The organism is Streptomyces sp. CG4, assembly GCF_041080655.1.
GTDB lineage: Bacteria > Actinomycetota > Actinomycetes > Streptomycetales > Streptomycetaceae > Streptomyces.
In genome coordinates, this window is sequence record NZ_CP163525.1 from 7,621,408 (window position 1) to 7,644,940 (window position 23,533).

Genomic DNA, 23,533 nt, shown 5'->3' on the forward strand with positions numbered 1-23,533 from the left:
GGGGGCATCCCATGCAGCCCAACACTCTGCTCGACGCGATCCTGGACGAGGCGGGGATCTCGCACGCCGGTCTAGCCGCCCATGTGAACCAGGCCGGCCGGAGACGGGGCCTCGCGCTGCGGTACGAACACACCGCCGTGGCACGGTGGTTGAAGGGCCAGCGGCCGCGCGGCCAGGTCCCCGACCTGATCTGTGAAGTGCTCGCCGCCCGCCTGCACCGCCCCGTCACCCTCGACGACATCGGCCTCGGCGTACCCGGCGAGCCCAGCACCCCGCACATCGGCTCGCTGAACGGCTTCGTGGAGCGGGCCACCGCCCTGTGGCGCTCCGACGAACAGCAGCGGCCGCATGTGCTGGGAGCGCCCGCCGTCACCGGGACCCCGGCGGTCATGCCGGTGTGGGAGTGGGAGAACCCGCCCGAGGACGTCGACGTCTCGCGCGGCGGCCGGCACCGGGTCACCGCGGCCGACATCCAGATGCTGCGCGCGGCGCGGACCCACTACGAGCAGATGTACCGCAAGGCCGGCGGCATCGCGACCCGCACCCGGATCGTCGGCTTCCTCAACGCCGAGGCGGCGCCGCTGCTGCGCGGCAGCTACACCGACGCCACCGGACGCCAACTGCACCGGGCGACCGGCGGGTTGGTCGCGATCGCGGGGATCTGCGCGTACGACTCCGACGCCCACGGCCTCGCCCAGCGCTACTTCCACCAGGCGCTGAGGCTGGCAAAGGCCAGCGGGGACCGGGGACTCGGTGCGTACGTGATAGCACTGCTGGTCAACCAGTCGCTGCACATGCGCGAGTACCGGCAGGCCGTCGCCTTCGCCGAGGCCGCGCTGCGGGCCGCAGGCAAGCACATCACCCCGGCGCTCGCCTCGGACCTGTACGCGATGCAGGCCAAGGCCTACGCCCACCTCGGCGACTCCTCGGCCGCCCTGTCCTGCATCCGGCGCGCGGAGGCGGCCGCCGAACGGATCCGGCGGGGCTACGAGCCCGACGAGACCGGCTATGTCCAGCCGGGCCTGGTCAATGTGCAGGTGGCCGAGGCGCTGCTGAGCCTCGGCGAGCTGGCCGCCGCCCGGGAGCATGCCGCGGCCGCGGTCGACAACCCCGCCCACGACCGGGGGCGGGTGCACCGGCTCGCCATGCTCAGCACGATCGAGCTGCGCCAGGGGAACGCCGACAAAGCGGTGGCCACCGCCGTGCAGATGGCCGAGCAGGCCCGCGGGATGGAGTCGCAGCGGCTGCGCGACAGACTCCGTGCGGTACGCGAGCACCTGGTGCGCTGCGGCTCGGCCGGGACCGCCGAGGCCGCCGAACTCATCGACGGGGCACTGCGCGTACCGCTGTAGGCCCTCTGTAGGTGCACAGTCCCTGCTGCGATATTGCCACTTACTCGGCGGAAGGTGGCAGAACCGTGCAGTGGACGAAACAGAACGAACAGACTGTGTATGCAAACCGCTGGTTCAGCGTCAATCTCGCTGATGTCGAGTTGCCGGACGGCCGGCACCTCGACCACTTCCTGATCCGGCTGCGGCCCGTGGCCGTGGCCACCGTGGTCAACGACGCCAACGAGGTGCTGCTGCTGTGGCGGCACCGCTTCATCACCGACAGCTGGGGGTGGGAACTGGCCGCCGGTGTCGTGGAGGACGGCGAGGACATAGCGCGCGCGGCCGCCAGAGAGCTGGAGGAGGAGACCGGCTGGCGGCCGGGACCCCTGCACCACCTGATGAGCGTGGAGCCGTCCAACGGCCTCACCGACGCCCGGCACCACATCTACTGGTCCGACCGGGGCGAGTACATCGGGCATCCCGTGGACGACTTCGAGTCGGACCGCCGGGAATGGGTCCCCCTCAAACTCGTCCCCGACATGATCGCCCGTGGGGAGGTCCCGGCCGCCAACATGGCGGCCGCGTTACTCCTGCTGCACCACCTCAGGCTCGCCGACGGCTAGTGCGGAGCCAGCGCCTGCCAGATCGTCACCACGAGCGCGCCCAGTGCTGTCAGCGCCGCGAGCGAGGGCAGCGGCCAGCGTGCGTGTTCCAGCGAGACCATGCGGGAGTTCAGCTCGTCCAGCTCCTTGGCGGTCTCCTCGGTGCGATGACTGAGCAACGCCAGCCCGCCCTCGACGCGGGCGTAGGCCACGTCGAGGCGGCGCCGTAACTCTGCGAGTTCTCCGTGGATCACGGGATGCTCCGGTTCGGCGGTCACGAGTCCACTCCTTTCGGTAGTCGGCATGGATGGTTCCGCATCCCTTGCATGCGCATGAGGAGTCAACTCGCCTGGTGGGCGCGTGGGGAGCGTGTGCGACGGGCATATGCGTGCCCGGCGCGCACACGGGGAGTGAAACAGAGGGGCCCGGCACCGAGTGCGGTGCCGGGCCCGTAAGCCGTAGCTCTGTGTGATCGGCCGTAGGCAGGGCGGCCGATCAGGCGTAGGTGTAGAAGCCCGAGCCGGTCTTCCGGCCCAGCCGGCCCGCCTCGACCATGCGCTGGAGCAGCGGGGGAGCGGCGTACAGCGGCTCCTTGTACTCGGTGTACATCGAGTTGGCGATGGAGACGATGGTGTCCAGACCGATCAGGTCCGACAGCTTCAGCGGGCCCATCGGGTGGGCGCAGCCCATCTCCATGCCGTTGTCGATGTCCTCGCGGCTCGCGATGCCCGACTCGAACATCCGGATCGCGGAGAGCAGATAGGGCACGAGCAGCGCGTTGACCACGAACCCGGAGCGGTCCTGGGCGCGGATCGCGTGCTTGCCGAGCACCTTCTCGGCGAAGACCTGGGCGCGGCTGAGGGTGCCCTCGGAGGTGGTGAGCGCCGGGATCAGCTCGACCAGCTTCTGCACCGGGGCGGGGTTGAAGAAGTGGATGCCGACCACGTGGTCCGGGCGGGAGGTGGCGACGGCCAGCTTCACCAGCGGGATCGAGGAGGTGTTGGAGGCGAGGATCGCGTCCGGGCGGGTCACCACCTGGTCGAGCACCTGGAAGATCTCCGTCTTCACCGGCTCGCTCTCCACGACGGCCTCGATCACCAGATCGCGGTCGGCGAACTCGCCGAGGTCCGTGGTGAAGCTCAGCCGCGCCTGGGTGGTCTCCCGCTCCTCCTCGGAGATCTTCCCGCGCTCGGCGGCCTTGGCCAGGGAGCCGAACAGCCGGGTACGGCCGATCTCCAGGGCCTCGCCGGTGGTCTCCGCGACCCTCACGTCCAGTCCCGCGCGGGCGCACACCTCAGCGATGCCCGCGCCCATCTGGCCGCAGCCCACGACTCCGACGCGCGCGATATCTCCCGATGGGAAGCCTGTCACATCGACCCCTTCGCTGTTCTCCGGCTCGCTGGCAGGACCTCCGGGTTCGGCGCCTGCTCCGATCGTGCACGTTACCGTCAAGTATCGATGATCGATCGGCCGGGTGGGGGCATCCTGGGGCGCGAAACGATCCGTGACGGAGCGGATCCGGAGCGTATGGGGGTGTGCAGATGGGGCAACTGTCACGGCGGGCTTTCACGTTGGCCGCGCTGTCCACGCTGGGCGCGGCACCGGCCGCGCGGGCGGCAGCGGATCACCGGCCCCGGGCGGCCGCCGAGATGCGCGGGATGTGGCTCGCCACCGTGTCCAACCGGGACTGGCCGTCCGAGCCCGGCCTCACGGCCGCGGCGCAGCGCACGGAACTGATCGCGCTGCTCGACAAGGCGGCCCGCCGCCGGCTCAACACGGTGATCTTCCAGGTGCGGCCCACCGCCGACGCCCTGTGGCCGTCACCGTACGAGCCGTGGTCCGAGTACCTCACCGGAACCCAGGGCCGCAGCCCCGGCTGGGACCCGCTGGGCACCGCCGTGCAGGAGGCGCACGCCCGGGGCCTGCACCTGCACGCCTGGTTCAACCCGTACCGGATCGCCAACCACACCGACCGCGGCCGGCTCGCCCCCGCGCACCCGGTCCGCAAGCACCCCGACTGGGCGGTGCCGTACGGCGGGAAGCTCTACTACAACCCCGGCCTGCCCCAGGTCCGCGCCTTCGTCCAGCGGGCGATGCTCGACGCGGTCGCCAGGTATCCCGTCGACGGCGTCCACTTCGACGACTACTTCTACCCGTACCCGGTCGCCGGTCAGACCTTCGACGACGACACCGCGTACGACCGCTACGGCGGCGCCTTCGACAGCCGGGCAGCGTGGCGGCGGGACAACATCAACAAGCTGGTCAGGGAGATGGCGGCCGGCATCCGACGGGTCCGGCCGGGCACCCCGTTCGGGGTCAGCCCCTTCGGGGTGTGGCGCAACGCCGCGAGCGACCCGCGTGGCTCGGACACGCGGGCGGGCGTGCAGACGTACGACGATCTGCACGCGGACACCCGTGCCTGGGTGCGGGGTCACTGGATCGACTACGTCGTGCCGCAGTTGTACTGGAACCTCGGCTTCGCCGCCGCCGACTACGCCAAGCTCGTCGACTGGTGGGCGGCGGTCGCCGAGGGCACCAGGACACAGCTGTACATCGGCGAGGCCCTGTACAAGGCCGGGGCGGCCGGGCAGCCCCCGGCCTGGCACGACCCGGCCGAGCTGTCCCGGCACCTCACCCTCGCCGCCCGTCACCCGCAGGTGCGCGGTCATGTCTTCTTCGCCGCCAAGGACGTGGCGGCCGATCCGATCGGGGCGATGTCACGCGTGGTCGCCGACCACTACCGCCGATCGGCGAAACCTCCGCGACCTCCGCGGTGAGCTACCGCTGGTGCTCTTTCCGGTGATCTACGAGGCAGTCGGGACCCGGGGACATGATCGTCTCGTGCCCGTCTTCGGCTCGGACACGATAGGGCGGGTTCCCCTCGGGACCGAGTACTTCGACGACCTCCACGACATGGTCGTGCTCGCCGACCACCCTGCCGTGCCGCACCAGCTTGTCGCCCTTTTTGGCACGCATGTCAGGCCCTCCTCATGCTCACGACCGCTGTGTGACGGCGATGCACACGAGCACGGCGACAGCGGTCAGGGGAGCGGCCGCCGTGAAGTGCTCGCCGAGCAGCAACGCCGACCACACCAGTGTGAGCAGCGGCTGAGCCAACTGCAACTGGCTCGCCTTCGGGATGCCGATGGCCGCCATGCCCCGGTACCAGACGACCAGGCCGAGGAACTGCGAGCCCAGCGCCACCCACAGCAACCCGGCGATGCCCTGCGCGGTGAGACGGACCGGCTCGTACGTCAGCGCCACCACGGCGGCGGGCACGCTCAGCGGCAGACACAGCACCAGCGCCCAGCCGATGACCTGCCAGCCCGGCATGACCCGGGCCAGCCGGCCCCCCTCGGTGTAGCCGGCCGCGCACACCAGCAGGGCCGCGAACAGATAGCCGTCGGCGGCCGTCAGCGCACCGCCGCTCTGCGCGACGGTGAAGGTGACCACGGCCGCGGCCCCCGCCAGCGCGGCCAGCCAGAACCGGCGCGAGGGGCGGCTGCCGATGCGCAGGGCCGACAGCACGGCGGTGGTCAGCGGCAGCAGCCCCACCACGACGGCGGCGTGCGCGGTGGTGGAGGTCTGCAGCGCGAGCGTGGTCAGCAGCGGAAAGCCGAGCACGACACCGCCGGCGACAACGGCGAGCCCCGGCAGATGCCGGCGTTCGGGCAGCGGAACGCGCAGGAAGAGGAGACACCCGCCCGCGACGAGTGCGGCGAGGGCGCTGCGCACGGCCACCAGCGACCAGGGGCCGAAGCTCTGCAGGCCCCAGGCGGTGGCCGGGAAGGTCAGCGAGAAGGCGGCGACGCCGAGCGCGGCCAGTGCGGTGCCGAAGCCGTGCCGCTCGCGGAGCGCGGTGACCGCTATCCGACTCGGGGCAGTAGCGCTACTCTGTGTTCTCATGCATCAGCGTAGCAGTGTCTGTGAACTGGCAGAACAGCTCCGAGGGGACCTCGACCGCTACTCTCCAGGTGGAAAACTCCCGTCGAGCCGGGAGCTGGTCGAGCGCTTCCACGTGAGTCCGGTGACCGTCTCGCGCGCCCTCGCCCAGCTGGCCGCCGAGGGACTGGTGGTCACCCGGCCGGGCGCCGGTGCCTTCCGCGCCAGGCCGCGCACCGTCGCGGAGCCCGCCGGGGACACCTCCTGGCAGGAGGTCGCGCTGAGCGCGGAGGGCGCGGCCGACCTCGTCCCGCGCACGGTGGACGCCTCCGGCGTCACGATCTGCCTCGCCGCACCGCCCCCGGGCGTGCTGGAGTTCAACGGCGGATACCCCCACCCCTCCCTCCAGCCCGAGCGGGCGATGGCCGCGGCCCTCGCCCGGGCCGGCCGGCGGCCCGGTGCCTGGGGCAGACCCCCGCTGGAGGGCCTGCCGGAACTGCGGGAGTGGTTCGCGCGCGACATCGGCGGTGCCGTCACGGCCGCGGAGGTGCTGATCGCCGCCGGCGGACAGTCCGCGCTGGCCACGGCCCTGCGGGCGCTCGCACCGCCCGGCGCCCAGGTCCTCGTGGAGTCGCCCACCTACCCGGGCATGCTGGCCCTGGCCCGCTCGGCAGGGCTGCGCCCGGTCCCGGTGCCGGTCGACCGCGACGGCGTACGGCCCGACCTGCTCGCCGACGCCTTCCGGGCCACCGGCGCCCGGGTGTTCGTCTGCCAGCCCCTGTTCCAGAACCCGACCGGCGCGGTCCTCGCCCCCGACCGCCGCGCCGAGGTGCTGCGCATCGCCCGCGCCGCGGGCGCGTTCGTCATCGAGGACGACTACGTACGACGTCTCGTGCACGCCGACGCGGCCCCGCTGCCCCGCACACTGGTCGCCGACGACCCCGACGGCGTCGTCGTCCACGTCGGCTCGCTCACCAAGGCGACCTCGCCCAGCTTCCGGGTGGCCGCGCTGGCCGCGCGCGGACCCGTGCTGGAACGACTGCGCGCCATCCAGGTCGTGGACAGCTTCTTCGTTCCCCGCCCCCTCCAGGAAGCCGCCCTGGAGCTCGTCGGCTCACCGGCCTGGCCCCGCCACCTGCGGGCCCTGTCGGCCGAGCTGAAGACCCGCCGCGACACCATGACGGCCGCGCTCGCCCACCACCTTCCCGGACTCGCCCTGCCGCACGTCCCGTCCGGCGGCTACCACCTCTGGCTCCGCCTCCCCGACGGAACCGAGGAGTCCGCCCTCACCGCGGCCGCCCTCCGCGCCGGTGTCGCCCTCACCCCCGGCCGCCCCTACTTCAGTGCCGAACCCCCCGCCGCCCACCTCCGCCTGAGCTTCGCCGCGGTCGCCGGCACCGGGGAGATCACGGAGGGCGTACGCCGGCTGCGGACCGCGTGCGACGAGGCGTTCCAGGGCGGCGCCACCAGCGCGCGGTTGGGTGGGCGACCCGGATGATCGTCCGGCCCGGCGCCCGGAGCGGCTGCGCCGGTGTGAGCCCCCGCACCGGCGTGGCGCCGTAGGCCCGCGGGAGGTCCTCGTACCGCTGTCGCGGGCCGGGAGTAAGCGACCGCTTACCCGTCGTAGCTCACAGGGGTCACCCCTTGACCTCCCCTCACTCACGGCACACCATCACCGCATGCCACTGAGGGTGACGTTCGTCGCCGCCGCGCGCAGCGCCCCGCTGCTCGCCGAGCGCTTCGCGGACGACCGGCCGCTGGACCGGGCCGGCTGGGACGAGGTGCAGCGGGTCGCCGGGGATCTGCTGCCGCTGGCCGCCGCCGAACTGCGCTACTGCTCGCCGACCCCGCGCAGCCGGGCCACCGGCGAGGCGCTGGGGTATGCCCCGCTGGTCCAACTGGCGCTGCGGGACTGCGACATGGGCCGCTGGCGCGGACTGACGCTGGGCGAGGCGATGGCCCGCGAGCCGGAGGCGGTGGACGCCTGGCTCGCCGACCCGCGCGCCACCCCGCACGGCGGGGAGTCCCTGCTGGCCTTCATCTCCCGGGTCGGCGGCTGGCTGGACACCCGGCCGGCGGAGGACGGCGGCCGGATCGTCGCCGTCGCCGAGCCCGCCGTGATCCGCGCGGCCCTGGTCTACGCCCTGAAGGCACCGCCCGCCACGTACTGGAACATCGACGTGCGCCCGCTGTCCATGTCCACCGTCACCGGCCGCGCGGGTCGCTGGAACCTCCGCCTCGACGGCGGCTCGGCTCAGTCCTCGCGCTCGTAGTCCGTGGCGAGCACCAGATCCTTGGCCGGGCCGCCGACCCGCCACACCGTGCGCCAGTGGCCGGCGTCCCGGACGGTGAACTCGCCCCGGTAGAGGTCGGCCGCGCAGGGGTGGCCGGCGACGTACCGCCCCGAGGTCAGGTCCAGTGCGTGGAAGGGGCGCCCGTCCGCGAACCGCACGTCCGCCGTGCCCGGAACGGACCCCGGCAGAAACCGAAGCGTCCGGGTCGCGGGCCGCGCCACGCCCTGCCAGGTGAACGTGCCGGACTCCTCGTGCAGCAGCCCGCCGCCCGCCAGCGCGCTGAAGCGGGTCGCCCCCGAGAAGCTCCCGTCGTCCCCGCTCGCCAGATCCCGCACGCTCCGCTCGACGCGCCAGCGTCCGGCCAGATACGCCAGCACATCGGCGACCGGCCAGTACCGCGGCTGCACATCCATGGGTCGAGCTTACGGGCCACGGCGTTCGCCCCATGGACATGCTCACATCCCTCCTCTCACCGTGCGTTCGAAGTACTGGTCAGTGTCTGATATTTCGAACCATCGTCGTGAACGACTCCGGCCGCCTGAACGACCGCAACCGCGACTACCTCTCCCTGGGCGCCGGTTCGTCGGTCACCAACTCCGGCTACAACACCGGCATCGCGGTCCAGGACGGCGAGAAGTACGACTTCTCGGTGTGGGCCCGCGCCGACGCCGGCACCACGCTCACCGTCAGCCTCCAGGACGCCGGCGGCAGCCTGGCCACGGCACGGCGGATCGCCGTGACGAAGAGCGGCTGGGTCCGCTACCGTGCCGCCTTCACCGCGAGCCGCACCAGCACCACCGGCCGGCTCACCGTCGCCTCCGGCGCCGCCGCGGCCCTCGACATGGTGTCCCTCTTCCCCCGTGACACCTACCGGCACGAGCCCAACGGCCTGCGCAAGGACCTCGCCGAGGACATGGGCGCCATGCCCCTGCCCGTCGTGCCGGCCCTCGTGACCGGCTGCGGCCAGAACCAGGCCGTCGACGACGACGCGCTGCTCAAGCGGCACATCCAGGACACCCTCGATCTGATCGAGTTCGCCAAGGGTGCGCGCCCGGATGGGCCACCCCGAGCCGTTCCGCCTCACCCACATCGAGGTCGGCAACGGGGAGCCCCTGCCGCAGCAGTTCTTCGGTACGCCTCCCAGGGCAACGCCTTCAAGAACGGGCTCGCCGAGGCCGCCTACCTGACCGGCTTGGAGCCCAACGCGGACGTCGTGAAACTCGCCTCCTACGCCCCGCTGTTCGCCAACGAGGACTCGGTGCAGTGGCGCCCGGACCTGGTGTGGTTCAACAACCACGCCTCCTGGGGCTCGGCCAACTACGAGGTCTCCAAGCCGGGCTCGGTCGACACCGGTCGCGCCTGCGACATCGACATCAAGGTGCGCGGCCGCCAGATCACCCCGTACCTCGACGGGCAGCAGTGGGGCAGCTTCACCGACGACAAGCCGGCCGAGCCGTTCCGGCAGGTCGTGACGCGGGACGCGAAGACCGGAGAGCTGATCGTCAAGGTCGTCAACGACCAGTCCTCGGCGGCCCGTACGGCGATCGACCTCGGTGGCGCGAAGGTGGCGTCCAAAGCCGGGGTGACCCTCCTGAGAGGTGATCAAAGAGAAGTGGCCCCTCAGGCGCGGCAGCGCAGCATCTCCAGCGGGGGGTTGTCGAGGAAGTCCGCCCAGTAGTCCGCGCCGAACGTGCGCACGCCGGCGTCGGACACCTCCAGCGGGACCCAGGCCGGCTCGCTGAATCCGGCGCTTCGCAGACAGTCCTCGTAGACCTCGCGGCGCGGGAGCGTGCTGACGAACGAGATCGGCGGGTCGAGCAGCGCCGTGGTCCGCACCCGCGCTCCGGTCTCGGCCTCCTCGCCGGTCAGCTCGGTGCGGAAGCCGTACTTGTCCGGGGACGGCCCGTCGAAGCGGAAGCCGGGTGACTGGGCGAGCACAAAGAACTCGGCGCCGGGCTCCAGGCTCCGGTGCACGGTGCGGCACATCCGCTCCATGGCGGCGACGCCCTCCGCGTAGTTGAGCAGATGGGCGCCGAGGGCGACGTCGAAGCGCTGCTCCAGTGGGCGCAGTTCGGACGCGTCGCCCACCTCGTAGCGCACCCCCAGCGGGCTGCTCTTCTCCAACTCCTGCGCCACGGCGATCATTTCGCCGGAGATGTCGATGCCGAGCACCTCCGTGGCACCGCGCCGCTTGAACTCCCTGCTGTAGAAGCCGGTGCCGCAGGCCAGGTCGAGGACCGACTTGCCGCGCACGTCCCCGACCAGCGCCAGGAACCCGGGCACCACCGCGTACTGCTCCAGCGGCAGCGACTTGAAGCCCTCGTACGCCTCACCGATCTCGTCGTACTGCTGCGTGCTCATCGTGACGTCCTCCCCGTTGCCTTCGCCATGTCCGTGGCCGCGGCCCCCGCTCCCGGGACACGCCGCGGCTCCCGGCGGGCAGTCTTCCCGTACCCCGGGCGACCGTCGTACTGGCAGAAGCCACAAAGATACGGACGTCGACTCGGCCTCCGTACGGATCAGACGCCGAAGTACTGCTGCGCCGCCCGGACTCCGTCCGCCAGCGCGTCCACCTCGGCCGGGGTGTTGTAGACGTAGAAGCTCGCCCGGGTCGTCGCCGGGATGCCGTAGCGCCGGACGATGGGCCGGGCGCAGTGGTGGCCGACGCGGACGGCCACGCCGCGCTCGTCCAGCACCTGGCCCACGTCGTGCGGGTGGATGCCGTCGACCGTGAAGGAGACGGCCGAACCCCGGTCGGTGAGGTCGGACGGGCCGACGACGCGGACACCCGGGATCTCGGCGAGCAGGGCCAGGGCACGGGCGGTGAGCGTGTCCTCGTACGCCGCCACCTCCGCCATGCCGAGCCGCTCCAGGTACTCCACCGCCGCCGCGAGCCCCACCGCCTGCGAGGCCATCGGCACGCCCGCCTCGAAGCGCTGCGGCGGCGGCAGAAAGGTCGTCCGGTCCATCTCCACGATCTCGATCATCGAGCCGCCGGTGAGGAACGGCGGCAGACCGGCGAGCAGCTCCGCGCGGCCCCACAGCACACCGACGCCGTTCGGGCCGAGCATCTTGTGCCCCGAGAACGCCAGGAAGTCCGCGCCCAGCTCCGCCACGTCGACCGGGCGGTGCGGCACCGACTGGGCACCGTCCACGACCACCAGCGTGCCGAACGCATGGGCACGGTCGGCGAGTTCGCGCACCGGGTTGATGGTGCCGAGGACGTTGGACTGGTGGCTGACGGCGAGTACCTTGGTGCGCTCGTCCAGGAGTTCGTCCGCACGCGCGAGGTCCAGCCGGCCCTCGTCGGTCAGGCCGAACCAGTCCAGCGTGGCCCCGGTCCGCTCGGCGAGCTGCTGCCAGGGGACCAGGTTCGCGTGATGCTCCATCTCCGTCACCACGATCCGGTCACCGGGGCCGAGCCGGCCGGCGTTGCCCAGTGCGTAGGCGACGAGGTTGATGCCCTCGGTGGTGTTCCGGGTGAAGACCACCTCGTCGGCGGCGGCACCGATGAACCGGGCGACGGTCTGCCGGGCCCGCTCGTACGCCTCCGTGGCCTCGCCCGCCAGCTGGTGCGCGCCGCGGTGCACGGCCGCGTTGTGGCGCACATAGAAGTCCCGCTCGGCGTCGAGGACCTGGAGGGGTTTCTGGGTGGTGGCACCGGAGTCCAGGTAGACGAGCGGGGCGCCGCCGTCCAGGGTCCGCTCCAGGATCGGGAAGTCCTTGCGCAGCGCGTCCACGTCGAAGACCACGACGGTTCACCTCTCACGGTTTCTTATTACATTCTCCGTGAGGCACGCTAAGCCTTCCTCACGGAGAAGCGCAAGGATTACCATGAGGACCGTGGATCACGAGGCCCCTGTCTATCTGCACCAGCTCCCGGTGCCGGGCGAGGACCGGTATGTCTCGCTGGCGCTGGCCAACACGCGCTTCACCGTCAGCCATGGCCAGGTCGACCTGCTCGACGACACCGAGGCCGCGCATCTCTGGCTCGTCCGGCACGAGCTGCTGCCCGACCGGGTGGCGCTGGGCGGCAGGCAGTCCGGACGGCTGCGCGGCCTGCGTGAGGCGCTGCGCGCCCTCTTCGCGGCCCGGGCCGCGGCGGCACTCCCGCCCGCCGACGCCCTCGACGCCCTCAATGGCGCCCTCGCCGCCGCACCCGCCACCCCCCGGCTCGTCTGGGCCGCCGACGGCCCCCGCCGCGCCGACGTCCCCGACACCGGGAACCCGGCCGCCGCCGCGCTCTCGCTGCTCGCCGAGGACGCCGCCGACCTGCTCACCGGCGCCGACGCCGACCAGCTCACCGAGTGCGCCGCCCAGGGCTGCGCCCGCTGGTTCCTGCGCTCCCACGGCGCCCGCCGCTGGTGCACGACCAAGTGCGGCAACCGGGTCAGGGCCGCCCGCGCCTACGCGGCCCGCAAGAGCGCTGCGCCGTAAAGACGAGCGGGAAGCGCTGTGACCGAGATTCTTAGTTGGCACATCTCGGTCTGAGCCGTGCAGGTCAGGCCGGCTTGGAGAATTCTTGTTGGCACATCTTGAGCGGGATAGTTGGCACCTCAAGGGCACGGATGCTCACTGTGCGTGAGGGTGGTGGGGGCCCCGAAGCCCCGATGGGAGTCGAACGTGGCCTGTTCACTGTTGCGTGAGCGATTCCCCGTCATCGATGCTCCGGGCCAGCTGGCTGGCGTACTCGGTGAGGACCTTGCGCAGGTCGGCGTAATGCGGGGCGGCATCGGGGCGGGTCAGATGGCACCACGTTGTGTTGCGAGTGAGCCCCCACTTGCGCTGGATCTCCGGTGCCTGAGCGGCCTCAATCGGCCTCGGGGCGAAGACGTGCTCGCCTTGGGTCACTTGAACCCAGACGAAGACGGAGGCTACTTGCCGCTTGCGATCGTCGAACGCTGGCGGATGCCAGCTGGCCGGGGTCGGCGTCAGCTGCTTGATGATGTTCTCCCAGGCAACCTGGTCAAGTTCCCAACCCCGCAGGGCTTCTCGACGCCGTCGATAGTCGACTGGAAATGACGTCGAGCAGATCTCACCGGCGATGCCTTCAAGCGCCTTGTGGAAATCAAAAGGGTCGACCCGGCTGACGGCTACTCCTGTATGGAAATTTGCTCCATGGCTGGGAATTCCCAGGTATGCTGCAGAATCTCCCATGGAACCGCCGAGAACCCACTGCACTAGACGAACCGCTGCTGTCCTGCGTAAGAGCTTGGGTGATGTCTCGGGAACATAGGGAAGATAGCGTGTGAACCAGTCTTTCTCCAAGAATGCAGGGATCTGCTCAGGTCGGTAGTCATTGCGTGTGGCCGAGCGGATGTTGGCGGCACCTCTGGCCATCCGGAATGATCGTGTCAGTGGTTCAACGGCGGTTCGGAATTCACGAGAGGAAGCTTCTTCGTGTCTCGATACGAGTCCGTTCCAAGACGCCCGTCCGGCCTTGTCCTTGAACCCCTCGCGAATGAGAGGGGCCAAGCTTTCGCGAAGATCTTCGGCATCAAGGAGTGAACGCGCCGCCGACAAGAGTGCCGCGCATGCGGCAGCGTCTCGGGGGAGCGCATCAATAACCTGATATCTGCGGGTCCCGCCTCCGCTTGTTCGCCGGTAATCAGTCTGGCCTGACACGTAGAGATCAACGCGATCTCTGTATTCAGGCTCAATAAGATCACTGCTTCCCGGCCATGACGCACTGAGGGCAGCAACGACGAGCCGTAGGTGGGTGAAGAAGGATGCGGCATCTTCATGCGAGGTGGTGAGGGTGAGAGTCTCAATGATCTCCCGTTGCAGGGCGAGCAGGGAATCCGTCGGATCCAGCTTGCGCCCGGCAGTGGCGAGTTTGTCGAGTGGGCAGCCGCATGCCCTGCTCATTCGCTTCCGGACCCCGGGAACCTCCACGGTCCATCGGCACTGCGCGGGACGCAGAGTGTGGTCGTTCGACCGCGGCATCAGTGTGGCGCTGTCTTGTGCCGGCTGGTTGCAACGGGGGCATCTATCACGCAGGAATGTGCCGTGTTCCGTGCAGGCAAAAACAACGGGGAGGTGCCACTCCTTTTTCCATGAGCCTCCGTAGAGGATACGGTCTTGTTCGGTGTCACCAGCGAGGCATTGCGGACAGAAGCGTGGAGTAATGAGGATCCAGCTGTCCGGCCGGAGAGGCTGTTTAGGCCCAGGAAGGGAACGAAGGATTGGAGGATAGCGATACTTCCAGGCGGACAAGGTGAGTGAAGTGACCTCTTCTCGGGTAAGTCGTGTCGCCTGGCCGAAGGTCGTGGCGGTGTCACTGTCAAGCTCCATCAACGCATGGCGCCCCATGCGATTGCGCTGACGGTCAGTGCTGTGCAGGCCCGTGAGGCTTGCCAGATGCACTGGAGAGATCCCAAGGCGATATGAGAGCCTCCGCAGGTAACTCCCCATTGATTCATCTTGGATCGGGTTCAAGCTTCGGGGTAATGGGTGCATAGCTTGTTTCAACTCCCCGTTGCGCCAGCAGGGCCGTGGTCGTCGAAAACGGTGTTCCGGGGCCTTTTCGCCCGCTGGGCCTTCTTGCCCCGGGCCGACGAGTCGGTCGGGATCACGGGCTCGTCAGGTGGCTGCTCGGGCTCGTCCCGGCGGAGCACGATCTCGTCCAGCAGGTTCTCGTCGATCAGTTCTTTCCCGGACTCCATGGCCTCATGAGCGCCGTCCTCCAGTAGGCGTCCCAGCAGACCGACGACGCCACCGGTGCGACGCATCAAATACTCTGGCATAGCACCGCCGGTGAGTATGCCCGGCTTCGAGTTCAGTAGCCGCAGGTGGCGCTCGATCCCCTCCAAATGGTCGACAAATGCCTGAATCTGCCTCGGGGTGATGTAACGGAAGCGGTCGATCTCGATGAGCTCGAAGCGGTGCTCTGTCTGGGTGACCTCCAGGCCGTGGATGCGGGTCGACTCCAGCGGCGGCATCTCCCACTGCCGGGTCTTCTTGTTCCACTTGGCCTCGCGCAGCAGCCCGATGCCGGAGATGTTGACGCCGGTCAGGATCAGGGTGACGTCCAGGCTCATGAAGGCCCGCATCAGGTCAAGGACGTCCTGGTCGTCGGCCCGGTGCATCCGCAGTCGGCTGATGTCGTCCAGAATCAGCGCTTTGACGCCATGGTCGTGGAGGGAGTCGGCGACCTGCCGTACCAGTTCCGGCAGTGTGGCCGCCTTGCGGATCGGGGCACGGAAGAAGCCCAGAATTGACGCGCAAAGGCTCTTCGGGGTCGCTGTCACCGGGGTAGAGACATAGACGACCGGCGCGTGGAGATCACGCGTGCCCAGCAGAGACCCGGGGTTGAGGCAGTTGTGCAGTTCCAGCCACTGGTCTTCGAAGACAGCCCCGGCGGCGCAGACGGACGCGGTCTTGCCGTAGTTGCCCCAACCGCTCACCATGATGCCCGCGCGCGTCGGGTCATCCTTCTTCCTTGTGTTGCCGCTCAACCGGCGCCGGATCAGCTTGCCGACCTTGTCGTGCATGGGGGTGTCCTGCAGCGGCAGGTTCGCATTCGTCAGCTCTCGGTAGAGGTCGTAGTCGTACTGGCGGCTCTCGGGGATCGTCGACCACTGCTTCGGCGAGATCGTCGGAGCTGGGACAAGCAGACCGCAGTGGGTGCGGTAGTGCTGCCAGCCGACGTAGGTGTCGCGGGGCGGGTGGCTGCTCAGGATCAACTCGGCGATTCTGGCTCGTGAAGGCAGGCCCTCCAGCAGATCATCGTGAGAGAGGGCTCGAGTCACGTGTCTTCCTCCCGGACAGTCGTCTCGGCTTGCGGGCCGTCAGGGGGCGGAAGCCGGAACATGGGGCGTCGGTTCAGGGCCTCGTGCAGCGTTGCCGGGGCCACTGGCCTGGTGTCGGCCAGGGCTTCTTCGCGTCGCCGGCGGCGGTCGACATCGACTGCGCGGTCTATCGCGCGGGCGTGCTCGGCCCAGGCCGCAGGCATTTCGGCTGGAGTCGGCTCGTCCGCAGGGGCCGGTGCGGTGGGGCGGTCGGCCGCCGCGGCCTGTGCTCGGGTGATCTCGCGGGCCTGGGCGACGCGCCGCTTCTTCCCGGCCTTCTGCTTGGCTTGGCTGGGCCATTGGTCGACGGGGGTGACCGAGCCGAGGATCTCCAGCAGATGTTCCAGGAGCTCGCTCTCGGAGTGGATTCTGATGTTGTTCGCCTTCACGTGTGCCAGGAGGGCGTCGGCGGTCTTGTCCGAGAAGGCGGGGATCTCGCCTTCGGGCGGCAGCCCTCGCCAGCGCAGGGTGTGCCAGGTGTCGTGGTCGGCGTCGTCCTGGAAGAACACCTGCCGGCGGTCCCTTCGGTCGCTGCGGACCACCCACTGGCGCGCGTGCTTGCCGCCTCGGGCGGAGGGTTGCTGGAAGCGCGGCTCCTCGAGGACCGGGTGGTGATACCAGAGCCCGAGGATCTTCACCCCGCGTCGCGGATGGATTTTCACGTGGTGTTTGCGCAGCACCTTGTAGTAGAAGCTCGCTTCGGGGAAGTCCAGGTCGAAGCCGCCCTGTTCCATCGCCGCGGCGAACAGGGTGTTGGGGCTATGGTCCTCACCCGGCGCCCAACTCGGGGCGTATTCACCTAGTTTGCGGTTCTGCCAGATCTGGACGATCCAGGTCGCGATGATGTGCTCGGCCTGTGCGAGCGTGAGGCTCGCATCGCGTTCCGGGTCGGCCCCGCGGTCCGCGACGTCGCCGCCGGTGAAGCCCAGCAGGTGCTCGAAGAGCATGGTCTGGACGGTGAGGAATTGGCGCTCGACCGCGAATTTGTCGGTCTGGCGCAGGACGCGGGCAGGAAGGATCCGGCAGCCGATCTCCCGCTCGGCCTCCACCAGGTCGTGGTTCTTGTAGGGGCCGCCGTGGTCGGTGGTGACCGTCTCCGGGGCGAAGAACGGCAGGGCGGCGACCTTGTGTCCGGTGAACTCGGCGATCACGTCGGCCGGGACCCCGGCGTAGGGCCATTCCATGTCCTCGCCCCAGCCGTCCCGCATCGGGAGCGGCAGCATCACGTCCCGCAGCAGCATCGCGACGTCGACCGAGGTGTCGGACTGCAGCGTGAGCCGGAAGGCCGGCAGCCCGTGCGTGTAGAGATCGAGCGCGAGGGTCAGCGTCGCGGTGACCGCGTCGCCGAACACGGTCTCGCGCAGCTTCACCGGCATCGGCGTCGAGTCCAGCACCAGAACCTGGCCCGGCCGGTGCACCACCATCCGGCCGGAGACCCCGGCCTCCGCGGCGGCCTGGGCCGTCCGGTCGTAGCGCCGCCTGGAACCGTCGGACCCGAACCACTCCTTCCAGACGGCAGCGAGCGTCCAGCGGGAAGGGATCTTCTCGGTCGGAAAGGTCGGGAACCGCTCACGGACGTACTGGTGCATCAACCGGTGCTTGGCCGCCTGGCTCAGGCGGGCGCGTGGGCCGCACTCGGCCTTGACCGCGAAGATCGCCTCACGTATCTCCCCAGTGATGCTGCGGTGTCCACTGCGTCGCCGTGTCCAGCGTCCATCCGCGCAGGCCAGCAGGAGACTGTCGCCCGCCAGTCCCGACAGACGCATCAGCGTCCGGTAGCTGAGGTGCTGCAGACCGAGCCGGACCGCCTCCGGACGGGGCATCGCCTCCAGCTCCGCTGCCTTCGAGCGGCGGCGCTGGGTCAGTGTCGTGCGGTCCGGGTCGTAGGCCGGCCGGGGCTCACCCGGCAGGGCCCGAGCCGGGTGGCCCTCCCGGAACCCCGTCTCGGCCTCCAGCACGTGCGCAGCCCGCAGCCGGGCCCGCTCCAGCTGGTCCTTGGTCAGGTCGGCCAGTGTCCTCGGCTGCCGAGAGACAGGCGACGGGTGCCCCGACGCTTCGACCGTCGGAAGAAGCCGCAGGTCGGGATGGTTGATGAGCCAGCGGAACGAGCGGGTCTCCGTGCGACCATCGTCATCCGTGAGGACGAGGCGGCCGAACTGACCGTGGACGTCTTCGATCGTCCACTCGACACCGTTGAGCGCGACCCGCCTGCCTGGCGCGACCTGCAAGAACCCCTTGGCTGCCATCACACCGCCCAGATCAGCGAGCTGTCGCGCAAGGGGCTGCCCAGGTCAACGCCGAGCTCGCGTTGCCAGAGCAGCCGGACGATGTTCGCCCGGCCAACGGAAGGCACACTGGTGGCGTCCGCCAGCTGGGAAAATGTCATCGCTCGCCCCTGCTGTCCGCTGATGGCGGTGAGCAGTTGGTCGCGCATGCCGAGCAGGTCCCTCGCCGGCCGTCGGCGCGAGGACAGGTGATCAAGGACGCTCCAGACATGCGAGCGCCAGCCCGCGACCACCGAGTACCGCCAGCCGCAGGCGGCTGCCACTTCCCTGGCCGCCGCGAACTTCAGCGCGTCCTCTTCCTTGATCAGCTCCATCGGGCGGACGTCCAGCAACCACATCCCGCCGCCGATCACGGCCAGGAAGTCCGGGATGTGCCAGGCCTGCCCGCCCACGTGCTCGAAGTCCAGCCGGAACGGCTGCGACAGCACCTCCGATGCCCTCAAGAAGTCCAGCGCAACCAGCAGGCGCATCTCCTCCAACGACTCGAAGCCGTGCGTCCTGCCTGTTGAGGCCATCACCTCAAGCCCGGGGCGATGCCGCTGCTTCGCCCGCCACGTGAACCCCCGCATCGGGCGGGACGACAGCACCGGTACGTGAGCCATATCCCGGATCGGCCAGCAGACCTTGCCGTCACCCACCTGCCATGTCGAGCTCCACCGACGTACCCAGTCATCGCCGAGCCTCAGCTGATCCCGCAGCCCCGCGTCCCCGTCGTACGCCATGACAAGCTGGTCCAGATGACTTGAATCCGACGGGATCTTCGCAATCGTTGCCTCGCCCACTCACCCAGAGCAGCACCACTCGACCGGCAACGGGGGCACTTCTTCGGTACTGACCGCAACACAGCGTTACAGGACCAAGATGTGCCAACTAGCACTCTCCATGTGCCAACTAAAAATCTCGGTCACAAGCGCCGAGACCGAGCCGATCGCATAGCGTTGCATAAAACTGCAGCGCTACGTATAGTCATGCCATCTAGAGGAGGATGGACATGGCGGTACGTGCGGCGGTGGCCGGAGCGAGCGGATACGCGGGCGGCGAGGTCCTGCGCCTGCTCCTTACGCACCCCGAGGTCGAGATCGGTGCCCTGACCGGGAACTCCAACGCCGGCCAGCGGCTCGGCGCGCTGCAGCCGCATCTGCTGCCGCTGGCCGACCGCGTGCTCACGGAGACCACGTCCGAGGTACTCGCCGGGCACGACGTGGTCTTCCTCGCGCTGCCGCACGGACAGTCCGCGGCCGTCGCCGAACAGCTCGGACCCGACGTCCTCGTGGTCGACATGGGCGCCGACTTCCGGCTGACGGACCCGGCCGACTGGGAGCGGTTCTACGGCTCCCCGCACGCCGGCACCTGGCCCTACGGCCTCCCCGAACTTCCGGGTGCCCGCACCCGGCTCACGGGGTCCCGACGCATCGCGGTACCCGGTTGCTACCCCACCGCCGTCACCCTCGCCCTGTTCCCGGCCTACGCCGCCGGACTCGCCGAGCCCGAGGCGGTGATCGTCGCCGCGTCCGGCACCTCCGGCGCGGGCAAGACGCCCAAGCCGCATCTGCTCGGCAGCGAGGTCATGGGCTCCATGTCGCCGTACGGCGTCGGCGGCGGCCACCGGCACACCCCCGAGATGATCCAGAACCTCAGCGGGGTCGCGGGGCAGCGGATCGCGGTCTCCTTCACACCGACGCTCGCGCCGATGCCGCGCGGGATCCTCGCCACCTGCAGCGCGTCCGCCGTCGCCGGGGTGACGGCGGAGTCGGTCCGGGCCGCCTACGAGAAGGCCTACGCCGACGAGCCCTTCGTCCATCTGCTCCCCGAGGGCCAGTGGCCCGCCACGGCGGCCGTCCACGGTTCCAACGCCGTTCAGGTGCAGGTCGCATACGACGAGTCGGTAGGCCGCATCATCGCGATCAGCGCCATCGACAACCTGACCAAGGGCACCGCCGGCGGTGCCGTCCAGAGCATGAACATCGCCCTCGGTCTCGACGAGACCACCGGGCTTTCCACGATCGGAGTCGCACCGTGAGTGTCACGGCAGCCAAGGGATTCATGGCAGCGGGCATCGCCGCCGGGATCAAGGAGAACGGCAACCCCGACCTGGCCCTCGTGGTCAACAACGGGCCGCGCCGTGCCGCCGCGGGCGTCTTCACCGCCAACCGTGTGAAGGCCGCGCCGGTGCTGTGGTCCGAGCAGGTCCTCAAGGGCGGCGAGCTGACCGCCGTCGTCCTGAACTCCGGCGGTGCCAACGCCTGTACGGGCCCCAAGGGCTTCCAGGACACGCACGCCACCGCCGAGAAGGTCGCCGAGTCCCTCAACACCGCCGGCCACGACGAGACCGGCGGCCACGCACCGGGCCACGTCGCCGTCTGCTCCACCGGCCTGATCGGTGTGCTGCTGCCGATGGACAAGCTGCTGCCCGGCGTGGACAAGGCGGTGGCCCAGCTCAGCCCGCACGGCGGCGAGAAGGCCGCCATCGCCATCAAGACCACCGACACCGTCCACAAGACCTCCGTCGTGACGAAGGACGGCTGGACCGTCGGCGGCATGGCCAAGGGCGCCGGCATGCTCGCGCCCGGCCTCGCCACCATGCTGGTCGTCCTCACCACCGACGCCGACCTCGGCAGCGAGACCCTGGACAAGGCCCTGCGCGGCGCCACCAAGGTCACCTTCGACCGCGTCGACTCCGACGGCTGCATGTCCACCAACGACACCGTGCTGCTCCTCGCCTCCGGCGCCTCCGGCATCACCCCGGAGTACGCCGCGTTCGCCGAGGCCGTGACGAAGGTCTGCGACGACCTCGGCCGGCAGCTCATCGGCGACGCCGAGGGCGCCAGCAAGGACATCAAGGTCGAGGTCGTCAACGCGGCGAGCGAGGAGGACGCCGTGGAGGTGGGCCGTTCCATCGCCCGCAACAACCTCCTCAAGTGCGCGCTCCACGGCGAGGACCCCAACTGGGGCCGGGTGCTCTCCGCGATCGGCACCACCTCGGCCGCCTTCGAGCCGGACCAGCTGGGCGTCGCCATCAACGGCGTGTGGGTGTGCAAGAACGGCAGTGTCGGCGAGGACCGCGAGCTGGTCGACATGCGCTACCGCGAGGTGCACATCACCGCCGACCTGGCCGCGGGCACCGAGACCGCGACGATCTGGACCAACGACCTCACCGCCGACTACGTCCACGAGAACAGCGCCTACTCGTCATGACCCTCACGCGTAAGCACACCGCGCTGCCCAAGGCCCAGATCCTCATCGAGGCGCTGCCCTGGCTGACCCGGCACCACGGCAAGATCGTCGTCATCAAGTTCGGCGGCAACGCCATGGTGGACGAGGACCTGAAGGCCGCCTTCGCCCAGGATGTCGTCTTCCTGCGGCACGCCGGCCTCAAGCCGGTCGTCGTGCACGGCGGCGGCCCGCAGATCAGCGCCGCCCTCGACCGGCACGGCATCGTCAGCGAGTTCAAGGCGGGCCTGCGCGTCACCACCGAGGACGCCATGGACGTCGTACGGATGGTGCTCGCCGGGCAGGTGCAGCGCGAGCTGGTCGGCCTGCTCAACCAGCACGGCCCGCTCGCCGTCGGCCTGACCGGCGAGGACGCGCACACCATCACCGCCACCAAGCACCGGCCCGAGATCGACGGCGAACGCGTCGACATCGGGCGGGTCGGCGAGATCACCGCGATCGACACGGGCGCCATCGAGGCGCTGCTCGCCGACGGCCGTATCCCGGTCGTCTCCTCCATCGCCCGCTCCGAGGACGCCTTTGACACAGGGGGCCAGGTCTACAACGTCAATGCTGATACGGCGGCTGCGGCACTCGCTGCGGCACTGGGCGCCGAGACCCTCATGGTCCTCACCGACGTCGAGGGCCTCTACGAGGACTGGCCGAACTCCGACGAGGTGATCAGCCGCCTCACCGCTTCCCAACTGGAGAAGCTTCTGCCGGAGTTGAGCTCCGGCATGGTGCCGAAGATGGAGGGCTGTCTGCACGCCGTACGGGGCGGCGTGACGACGGCCCGTGTCATCGACGGCCGGGTCCAGCACTCGATCCTGCTGGAGATCTTCACCGACGAAGGCATCGGCACGATGGTCGTGCCCGACGAACAGGGGGAGTCATGAGCAACCAGGAGCTGACCCGGCGCTGGCAGGGCGCGCTCATGAACAACTACGGCACCCCGCGCCTGCCCCTCGTGCGCGGCGCGGGCGTGAAAGTGTGGGACGCCGAGGGCCGCGAGTACCACGACTTCGTCGGCGGCATCGCCACCAACGCCCTCGGCCACGCCCACCCGGCGATCGTCGAGGCCGTCAGCCGGCAGATCGGCCAGTTGGGCCATGTCTCCAACTTCTTCATGGCGGAGCCCACCGTCGCCCTCGCCGAGCGGCTGCTCCAGCTCTTCGGCCGGGAGGGCCGGGTCTTCTTCTGCAACTCCGGCGCCGAGGCCAACGAGGCCGCCTTCAAGATCGGCCGGCGCACCGGGCGCACCCACATGGTCGCCACCGACGGCGGTTTCCACGGCCGTACGATGGGCGCCCTCGCGCTCACCGGCCAGCCCGCCAAGCAGGACCCGTTCCGGCCGTTGCCCGCCGAGGTCACCCATGTGCCCTACGGCGACGCACAGGCGCTGGCGGCAGCGGTCACCGAAGAGACCGCCCTGGTGATCATCGAGCCGGTCCAGGGCGAGAACGGCGTGGTCGTACCCCCGCCCGGCTACCTCAAGGCCGCCCGCGCGATCACCGCCGCCACCGGCGCCCTGCTGGTCCTGGACGAGGTGCAGACCGGCATCGGCCGCACCGGGACCTGGTTCGAGTACCAGGCCCACGAGGGCGTGCTCCCCGACGTCGTCACCCTCGCCAAGCAGCTCGGCGGCGGACTGCCGCTCGGCGCCACCGTGGCCTTCGGCCGGGCCGCCGAACTGCTCCAGCCCGGCCAGCACGGCACCACCTTCGGCGGCAACCCGGTCGCCTGCGCCGCCGGACTCGCCGTCCTCGACACCATCGAGGGCGAGGGGCTGCTGGAGAACGTCAAGCGGCAGGGCGAGAAGCTCCGCGAAGGAATCGAGAGCCTCGGCCACCCGTTGATCGATTATGTGCGGGGTGCCGGCCTGCTCCTGGGTATCGTGCTCACCGGGCCGCGCGCGCAGCAGGTGCAGCAGGCGGCCCAGGAGGCCGGGTTCCTGGTGAACGCGCCCGCTCCCGACGTCGTACGGCTGATGCCGCCGCTGAATCTGAGCGACGTCGAGACAGGCGCCTTCCTCCGGGCGCTGCCCGGCATCCTCGACGCAGCGAACCCAGCGAACCCAGCGAACCCGGCGAACCCAGCGAACCCAGCGAATGGGGACGGACGATCCGGAGAATGAGACGA

General features: G+C 69.9%; 21 protein-coding genes and 2 pseudogenes. 11 read left to right on the forward strand and 12 right to left on the reverse strand.

What is annotated here, in order from left to right; genetic code table 11:
* Nucleotides 1–11: 11 nt before the first annotated feature.
* Together AB5L52_RS34830 and AB5L52_RS34835 are read left to right on the forward strand one after the other, a co-directional pair.
* Nucleotides 12–1,352 carry a transcriptional regulator gene (locus AB5L52_RS34830; protein WP_369367594.1) on the forward strand — a complete coding sequence of 447 codons (1,341 nt, stop codon included), beginning with the start codon at nucleotides 12–14 and terminating at the stop codon, nucleotides 1,350–1,352.
* Between the two features lie 65 nt (nucleotides 1,353–1,417).
* Complete coding sequence (locus tag AB5L52_RS34835; protein WP_351021854.1) at nucleotides 1,418–1,954, forward strand: NUDIX hydrolase; 537 nt, start codon at nucleotides 1,418–1,420, stop codon at nucleotides 1,952–1,954.
* Here the strand turns inward: AB5L52_RS34835 and AB5L52_RS34840 are convergent.
* Together AB5L52_RS34840 and AB5L52_RS34845 are read right to left on the reverse strand one after the other, a co-directional pair.
* The gene (locus AB5L52_RS34840; RefSeq protein ID WP_351021852.1) at nucleotides 1,951–2,211 is read right to left on the reverse strand and encodes a hypothetical protein; all 261 of its coding nucleotides are present in this window, start codon (nucleotides 2,209–2,211) and stop codon (nucleotides 1,951–1,953) included. The two genes, AB5L52_RS34835 and AB5L52_RS34840, sit on opposite strands and share 4 nt — an antisense overlap.
* Nucleotides 2,212–2,428: 217 nt before the next feature.
* Entirely contained in the window at nucleotides 2,429–3,304 is an 876-nt protein-coding gene (locus AB5L52_RS34845; RefSeq protein WP_369367595.1) for a 3-hydroxybutyryl-CoA dehydrogenase, read from the reverse strand.
* A 170-nt stretch (nucleotides 3,305–3,474) separates the two neighbouring features.
* Here AB5L52_RS34845 and AB5L52_RS34850 point away from each other — a divergent pair, with 170 nt between their 5' ends.
* The gene (locus tag AB5L52_RS34850; RefSeq protein ID WP_369367596.1) at nucleotides 3,475–4,710 is read left to right on the forward strand and encodes a glycoside hydrolase family 10 protein; all 1,236 of its coding nucleotides are present in this window, start codon (nucleotides 3,475–3,477) and stop codon (nucleotides 4,708–4,710) included.
* A gap of 1 nt (nucleotide 4,711) precedes the next feature.
* On the opposite strand, the gene AB5L52_RS34855 is transcribed toward AB5L52_RS34850, so the two are convergent.
* The gene (locus tag AB5L52_RS34855) at nucleotides 4,712–4,909 is read right to left on the reverse strand and encodes a DUF1918 domain-containing protein (protein ID WP_069781885.1); all 198 of its coding nucleotides are present in this window, start codon (nucleotides 4,907–4,909) and stop codon (nucleotides 4,712–4,714) included.
* 18 nt (nucleotides 4,910–4,927) lie between these two features.
* Nucleotides 4,928–5,839 carry a DMT family transporter gene (locus AB5L52_RS34860; RefSeq protein WP_369367597.1) on the reverse strand — a complete coding sequence of 304 codons (912 nt, stop codon included), beginning with the start codon at nucleotides 5,837–5,839 and terminating at the stop codon, nucleotides 4,928–4,930.
* Here AB5L52_RS34860 and AB5L52_RS34865 point away from each other — a divergent pair.
* On the forward strand, nucleotides 5,838–7,313 hold the full coding sequence (locus AB5L52_RS34865) for a PLP-dependent aminotransferase family protein (protein WP_369367598.1): 1,476 nt from the start codon (nucleotides 5,838–5,840) through the stop codon (nucleotides 7,311–7,313). The genes AB5L52_RS34860 and AB5L52_RS34865 overlap by 2 nt on opposite strands.
* 181 nt (nucleotides 7,314–7,494) lie before the next feature.
* A complete protein-coding gene (locus AB5L52_RS34870; protein ID WP_351021840.1) occupies nucleotides 7,495–8,088 on the forward strand; it encodes a histidine phosphatase family protein in 594 nt (197 codons plus the stop codon).
* Here the strand turns inward: AB5L52_RS34870 and AB5L52_RS34875 are convergent.
* Nucleotides 8,070–8,522 (reverse strand): DUF6314 family protein, encoded by a 453-nt coding sequence (locus AB5L52_RS34875; RefSeq protein WP_351021838.1) that lies wholly within the window; start codon nucleotides 8,520–8,522, stop codon nucleotides 8,070–8,072. The two genes, AB5L52_RS34870 and AB5L52_RS34875, sit on opposite strands and share 19 nt — an antisense overlap.
* A 104-nt stretch (nucleotides 8,523–8,626) precedes the next feature.
* Between AB5L52_RS34875 and AB5L52_RS34880 the strand changes: the two are divergent.
* A pseudogene (locus AB5L52_RS34880) lies at nucleotides 8,627–9,697 on the forward strand (alpha-L-arabinofuranosidase C-terminal domain-containing protein); the annotation flags it as partial.
* Nucleotides 9,698–9,729: 32 nt separating this feature from the next.
* Here AB5L52_RS34880 and AB5L52_RS34885 read toward each other — a convergent pair.
* Nucleotides 9,730–10,470, reverse strand: a complete 741-nt coding sequence (locus tag AB5L52_RS34885; protein ID WP_369367599.1) for a class I SAM-dependent methyltransferase — start codon at nucleotides 10,468–10,470, stop codon at nucleotides 9,730–9,732.
* A 158-nt stretch (nucleotides 10,471–10,628) separates the two neighbouring features.
* Nucleotides 10,629–11,861: a cysteine desulfurase gene (locus tag AB5L52_RS34890; RefSeq protein ID WP_351021834.1), complete on the reverse strand. Its 1,233-nt coding sequence runs from the start codon at nucleotides 11,859–11,861 to the stop codon at nucleotides 10,629–10,631.
* Nucleotides 11,862–11,943: 82 nt separating this feature from the next.
* Here AB5L52_RS34890 and AB5L52_RS34895 point away from each other — a divergent pair, with 82 nt between their 5' ends.
* Nucleotides 11,944–12,546: an ABATE domain-containing protein gene (locus tag AB5L52_RS34895; protein WP_369367600.1), complete on the forward strand. Its 603-nt coding sequence runs from the start codon at nucleotides 11,944–11,946 to the stop codon at nucleotides 12,544–12,546.
* Between the two features lie 195 nt (nucleotides 12,547–12,741).
* On the opposite strand, the gene AB5L52_RS34900 is transcribed toward AB5L52_RS34895, so the two are convergent.
* The 5 genes and pseudogenes from AB5L52_RS34900 to AB5L52_RS34920 form a co-directional block, all read right to left on the reverse strand.
* Complete coding sequence (locus AB5L52_RS34900; protein WP_369369095.1) at nucleotides 12,742–13,977, reverse strand: hypothetical protein; 1,236 nt, start codon at nucleotides 13,975–13,977, stop codon at nucleotides 12,742–12,744.
* Nucleotides 13,978–14,118: 141 nt separating this feature from the next.
* Nucleotides 14,119–14,568, reverse strand: a pseudogene (locus AB5L52_RS34905) (TniQ family protein); the annotation flags it as partial.
* An 8-nt stretch (nucleotides 14,569–14,576) separates the two neighbouring features.
* Nucleotides 14,577–15,860: a TniB family NTP-binding protein gene (locus AB5L52_RS34910; RefSeq protein WP_369367601.1), complete on the reverse strand. Its 1,284-nt coding sequence runs from the start codon at nucleotides 15,858–15,860 to the stop codon at nucleotides 14,577–14,579.
* The gene (locus AB5L52_RS34915) at nucleotides 15,857–18,145 is read right to left on the reverse strand and encodes a transposase (protein ID WP_369367602.1); all 2,289 of its coding nucleotides are present in this window, start codon (nucleotides 18,143–18,145) and stop codon (nucleotides 15,857–15,859) included. Before AB5L52_RS34915 ends, AB5L52_RS34910 begins: the two co-directional genes overlap by 4 nt.
* Nucleotides 18,145–18,966 (reverse strand): TnsA-like heteromeric transposase endonuclease subunit, encoded by an 822-nt coding sequence (locus AB5L52_RS34920; RefSeq protein WP_369367603.1) that lies wholly within the window; start codon nucleotides 18,964–18,966, stop codon nucleotides 18,145–18,147. Before AB5L52_RS34920 ends, AB5L52_RS34915 begins: the two co-directional genes overlap by 1 nt.
* A 209-nt stretch (nucleotides 18,967–19,175) precedes the next feature.
* On the opposite strand from AB5L52_RS34920, the gene argC reads away from it, so the two are divergent.
* Genes argC through AB5L52_RS34940 form a run of 4 tightly spaced genes read left to right on the forward strand, consistent with a single transcriptional unit; the run spans nucleotide 19,176 to nucleotide 23,528 of the window.
* Nucleotides 19,176–20,204 (forward strand): N-acetyl-gamma-glutamyl-phosphate reductase, encoded by a 1,029-nt coding sequence (argC, locus tag AB5L52_RS34925; RefSeq protein WP_351021831.1) that lies wholly within the window; start codon nucleotides 19,176–19,178, stop codon nucleotides 20,202–20,204.
* Nucleotides 20,201–21,379, forward strand: coding sequence for a bifunctional glutamate N-acetyltransferase/amino-acid acetyltransferase ArgJ (argJ, locus tag AB5L52_RS34930; protein WP_351021829.1), 1,179 nt, complete (start codon nucleotides 20,201–20,203; stop codon nucleotides 21,377–21,379). The genes argC and argJ overlap by 4 nt, the downstream gene beginning before the upstream one ends.
* Nucleotides 21,376–22,290 carry an acetylglutamate kinase gene (gene argB, locus AB5L52_RS34935; RefSeq protein WP_351021827.1) on the forward strand — a complete coding sequence of 305 codons (915 nt, stop codon included), beginning with the start codon at nucleotides 21,376–21,378 and terminating at the stop codon, nucleotides 22,288–22,290. The genes argJ and argB overlap by 4 nt, the downstream gene beginning before the upstream one ends.
* Nucleotides 22,287–23,528 (forward strand): acetylornithine transaminase, encoded by a 1,242-nt coding sequence (locus tag AB5L52_RS34940; RefSeq protein WP_369367605.1) that lies wholly within the window; start codon nucleotides 22,287–22,289, stop codon nucleotides 23,526–23,528. Before argB ends, AB5L52_RS34940 begins: the two co-directional genes overlap by 4 nt.
* Nucleotides 23,529–23,533 lie beyond the last annotated feature (5 nt).

Bases quoted from the DNA above. Each gene is read 5' to 3' on its own strand.
- AB5L52_RS34830 (WP_369367594.1), top strand. From the start codon at position 12: ATGCAGCCCAACACTCTGCTCGACGCGATCCTGGACGAGGCGGGGATC.
- AB5L52_RS34850 (WP_369367596.1), top strand. From the start codon at position 3,475: ATGGGGCAACTGTCACGGCGGGCTTTCACGTTGGCCGCGCTGTCCACG.
- AB5L52_RS34855 (WP_069781885.1), bottom strand. From the start codon at position 4,909: ATGCGTGCCAAAAAGGGCGACAAGCTGGTGCGGCACGGCAGGGTGGTC.
- AB5L52_RS34865 (WP_369367598.1), top strand. From the start codon at position 5,838: ATGCATCAGCGTAGCAGTGTCTGTGAACTGGCAGAACAGCTCCGAGGG.
- AB5L52_RS34860 (WP_369367597.1), bottom strand. From the start codon at position 5,839: ATGAGAACACAGAGTAGCGCTACTGCCCCGAGTCGGATAGCGGTCACC.
- AB5L52_RS34870 (WP_351021840.1), top strand. From the start codon at position 7,495: ATGCCACTGAGGGTGACGTTCGTCGCCGCCGCGCGCAGCGCCCCGCTG.
- AB5L52_RS34875 (WP_351021838.1), bottom strand. From the start codon at position 8,522: ATGGATGTGCAGCCGCGGTACTGGCCGGTCGCCGATGTGCTGGCGTAT.
- AB5L52_RS34885 (WP_369367599.1), bottom strand. From the start codon at position 10,470: ATGAGCACGCAGCAGTACGACGAGATCGGTGAGGCGTACGAGGGCTTC.
- AB5L52_RS34895 (WP_369367600.1), top strand. From the start codon at position 11,944: ATGAGGACCGTGGATCACGAGGCCCCTGTCTATCTGCACCAGCTCCCG.
- AB5L52_RS34900 (WP_369369095.1), bottom strand. From the start codon at position 13,977: ATGAGCAGGGCATGCGGCTGCCCACTCGACAAACTCGCCACTGCCGGG.
- AB5L52_RS34915 (WP_369367602.1), bottom strand. From the start codon at position 18,145: ATGGCAGCCAAGGGGTTCTTGCAGGTCGCGCCAGGCAGGCGGGTCGCG.
- argC (WP_351021831.1), top strand. From the start codon at position 19,176: ATGGCGGTACGTGCGGCGGTGGCCGGAGCGAGCGGATACGCGGGCGGC.
- argB (WP_351021827.1), top strand. From the start codon at position 21,376: ATGACCCTCACGCGTAAGCACACCGCGCTGCCCAAGGCCCAGATCCTC.
- AB5L52_RS34940 (WP_369367605.1), top strand. From the start codon at position 22,287: ATGAGCAACCAGGAGCTGACCCGGCGCTGGCAGGGCGCGCTCATGAAC.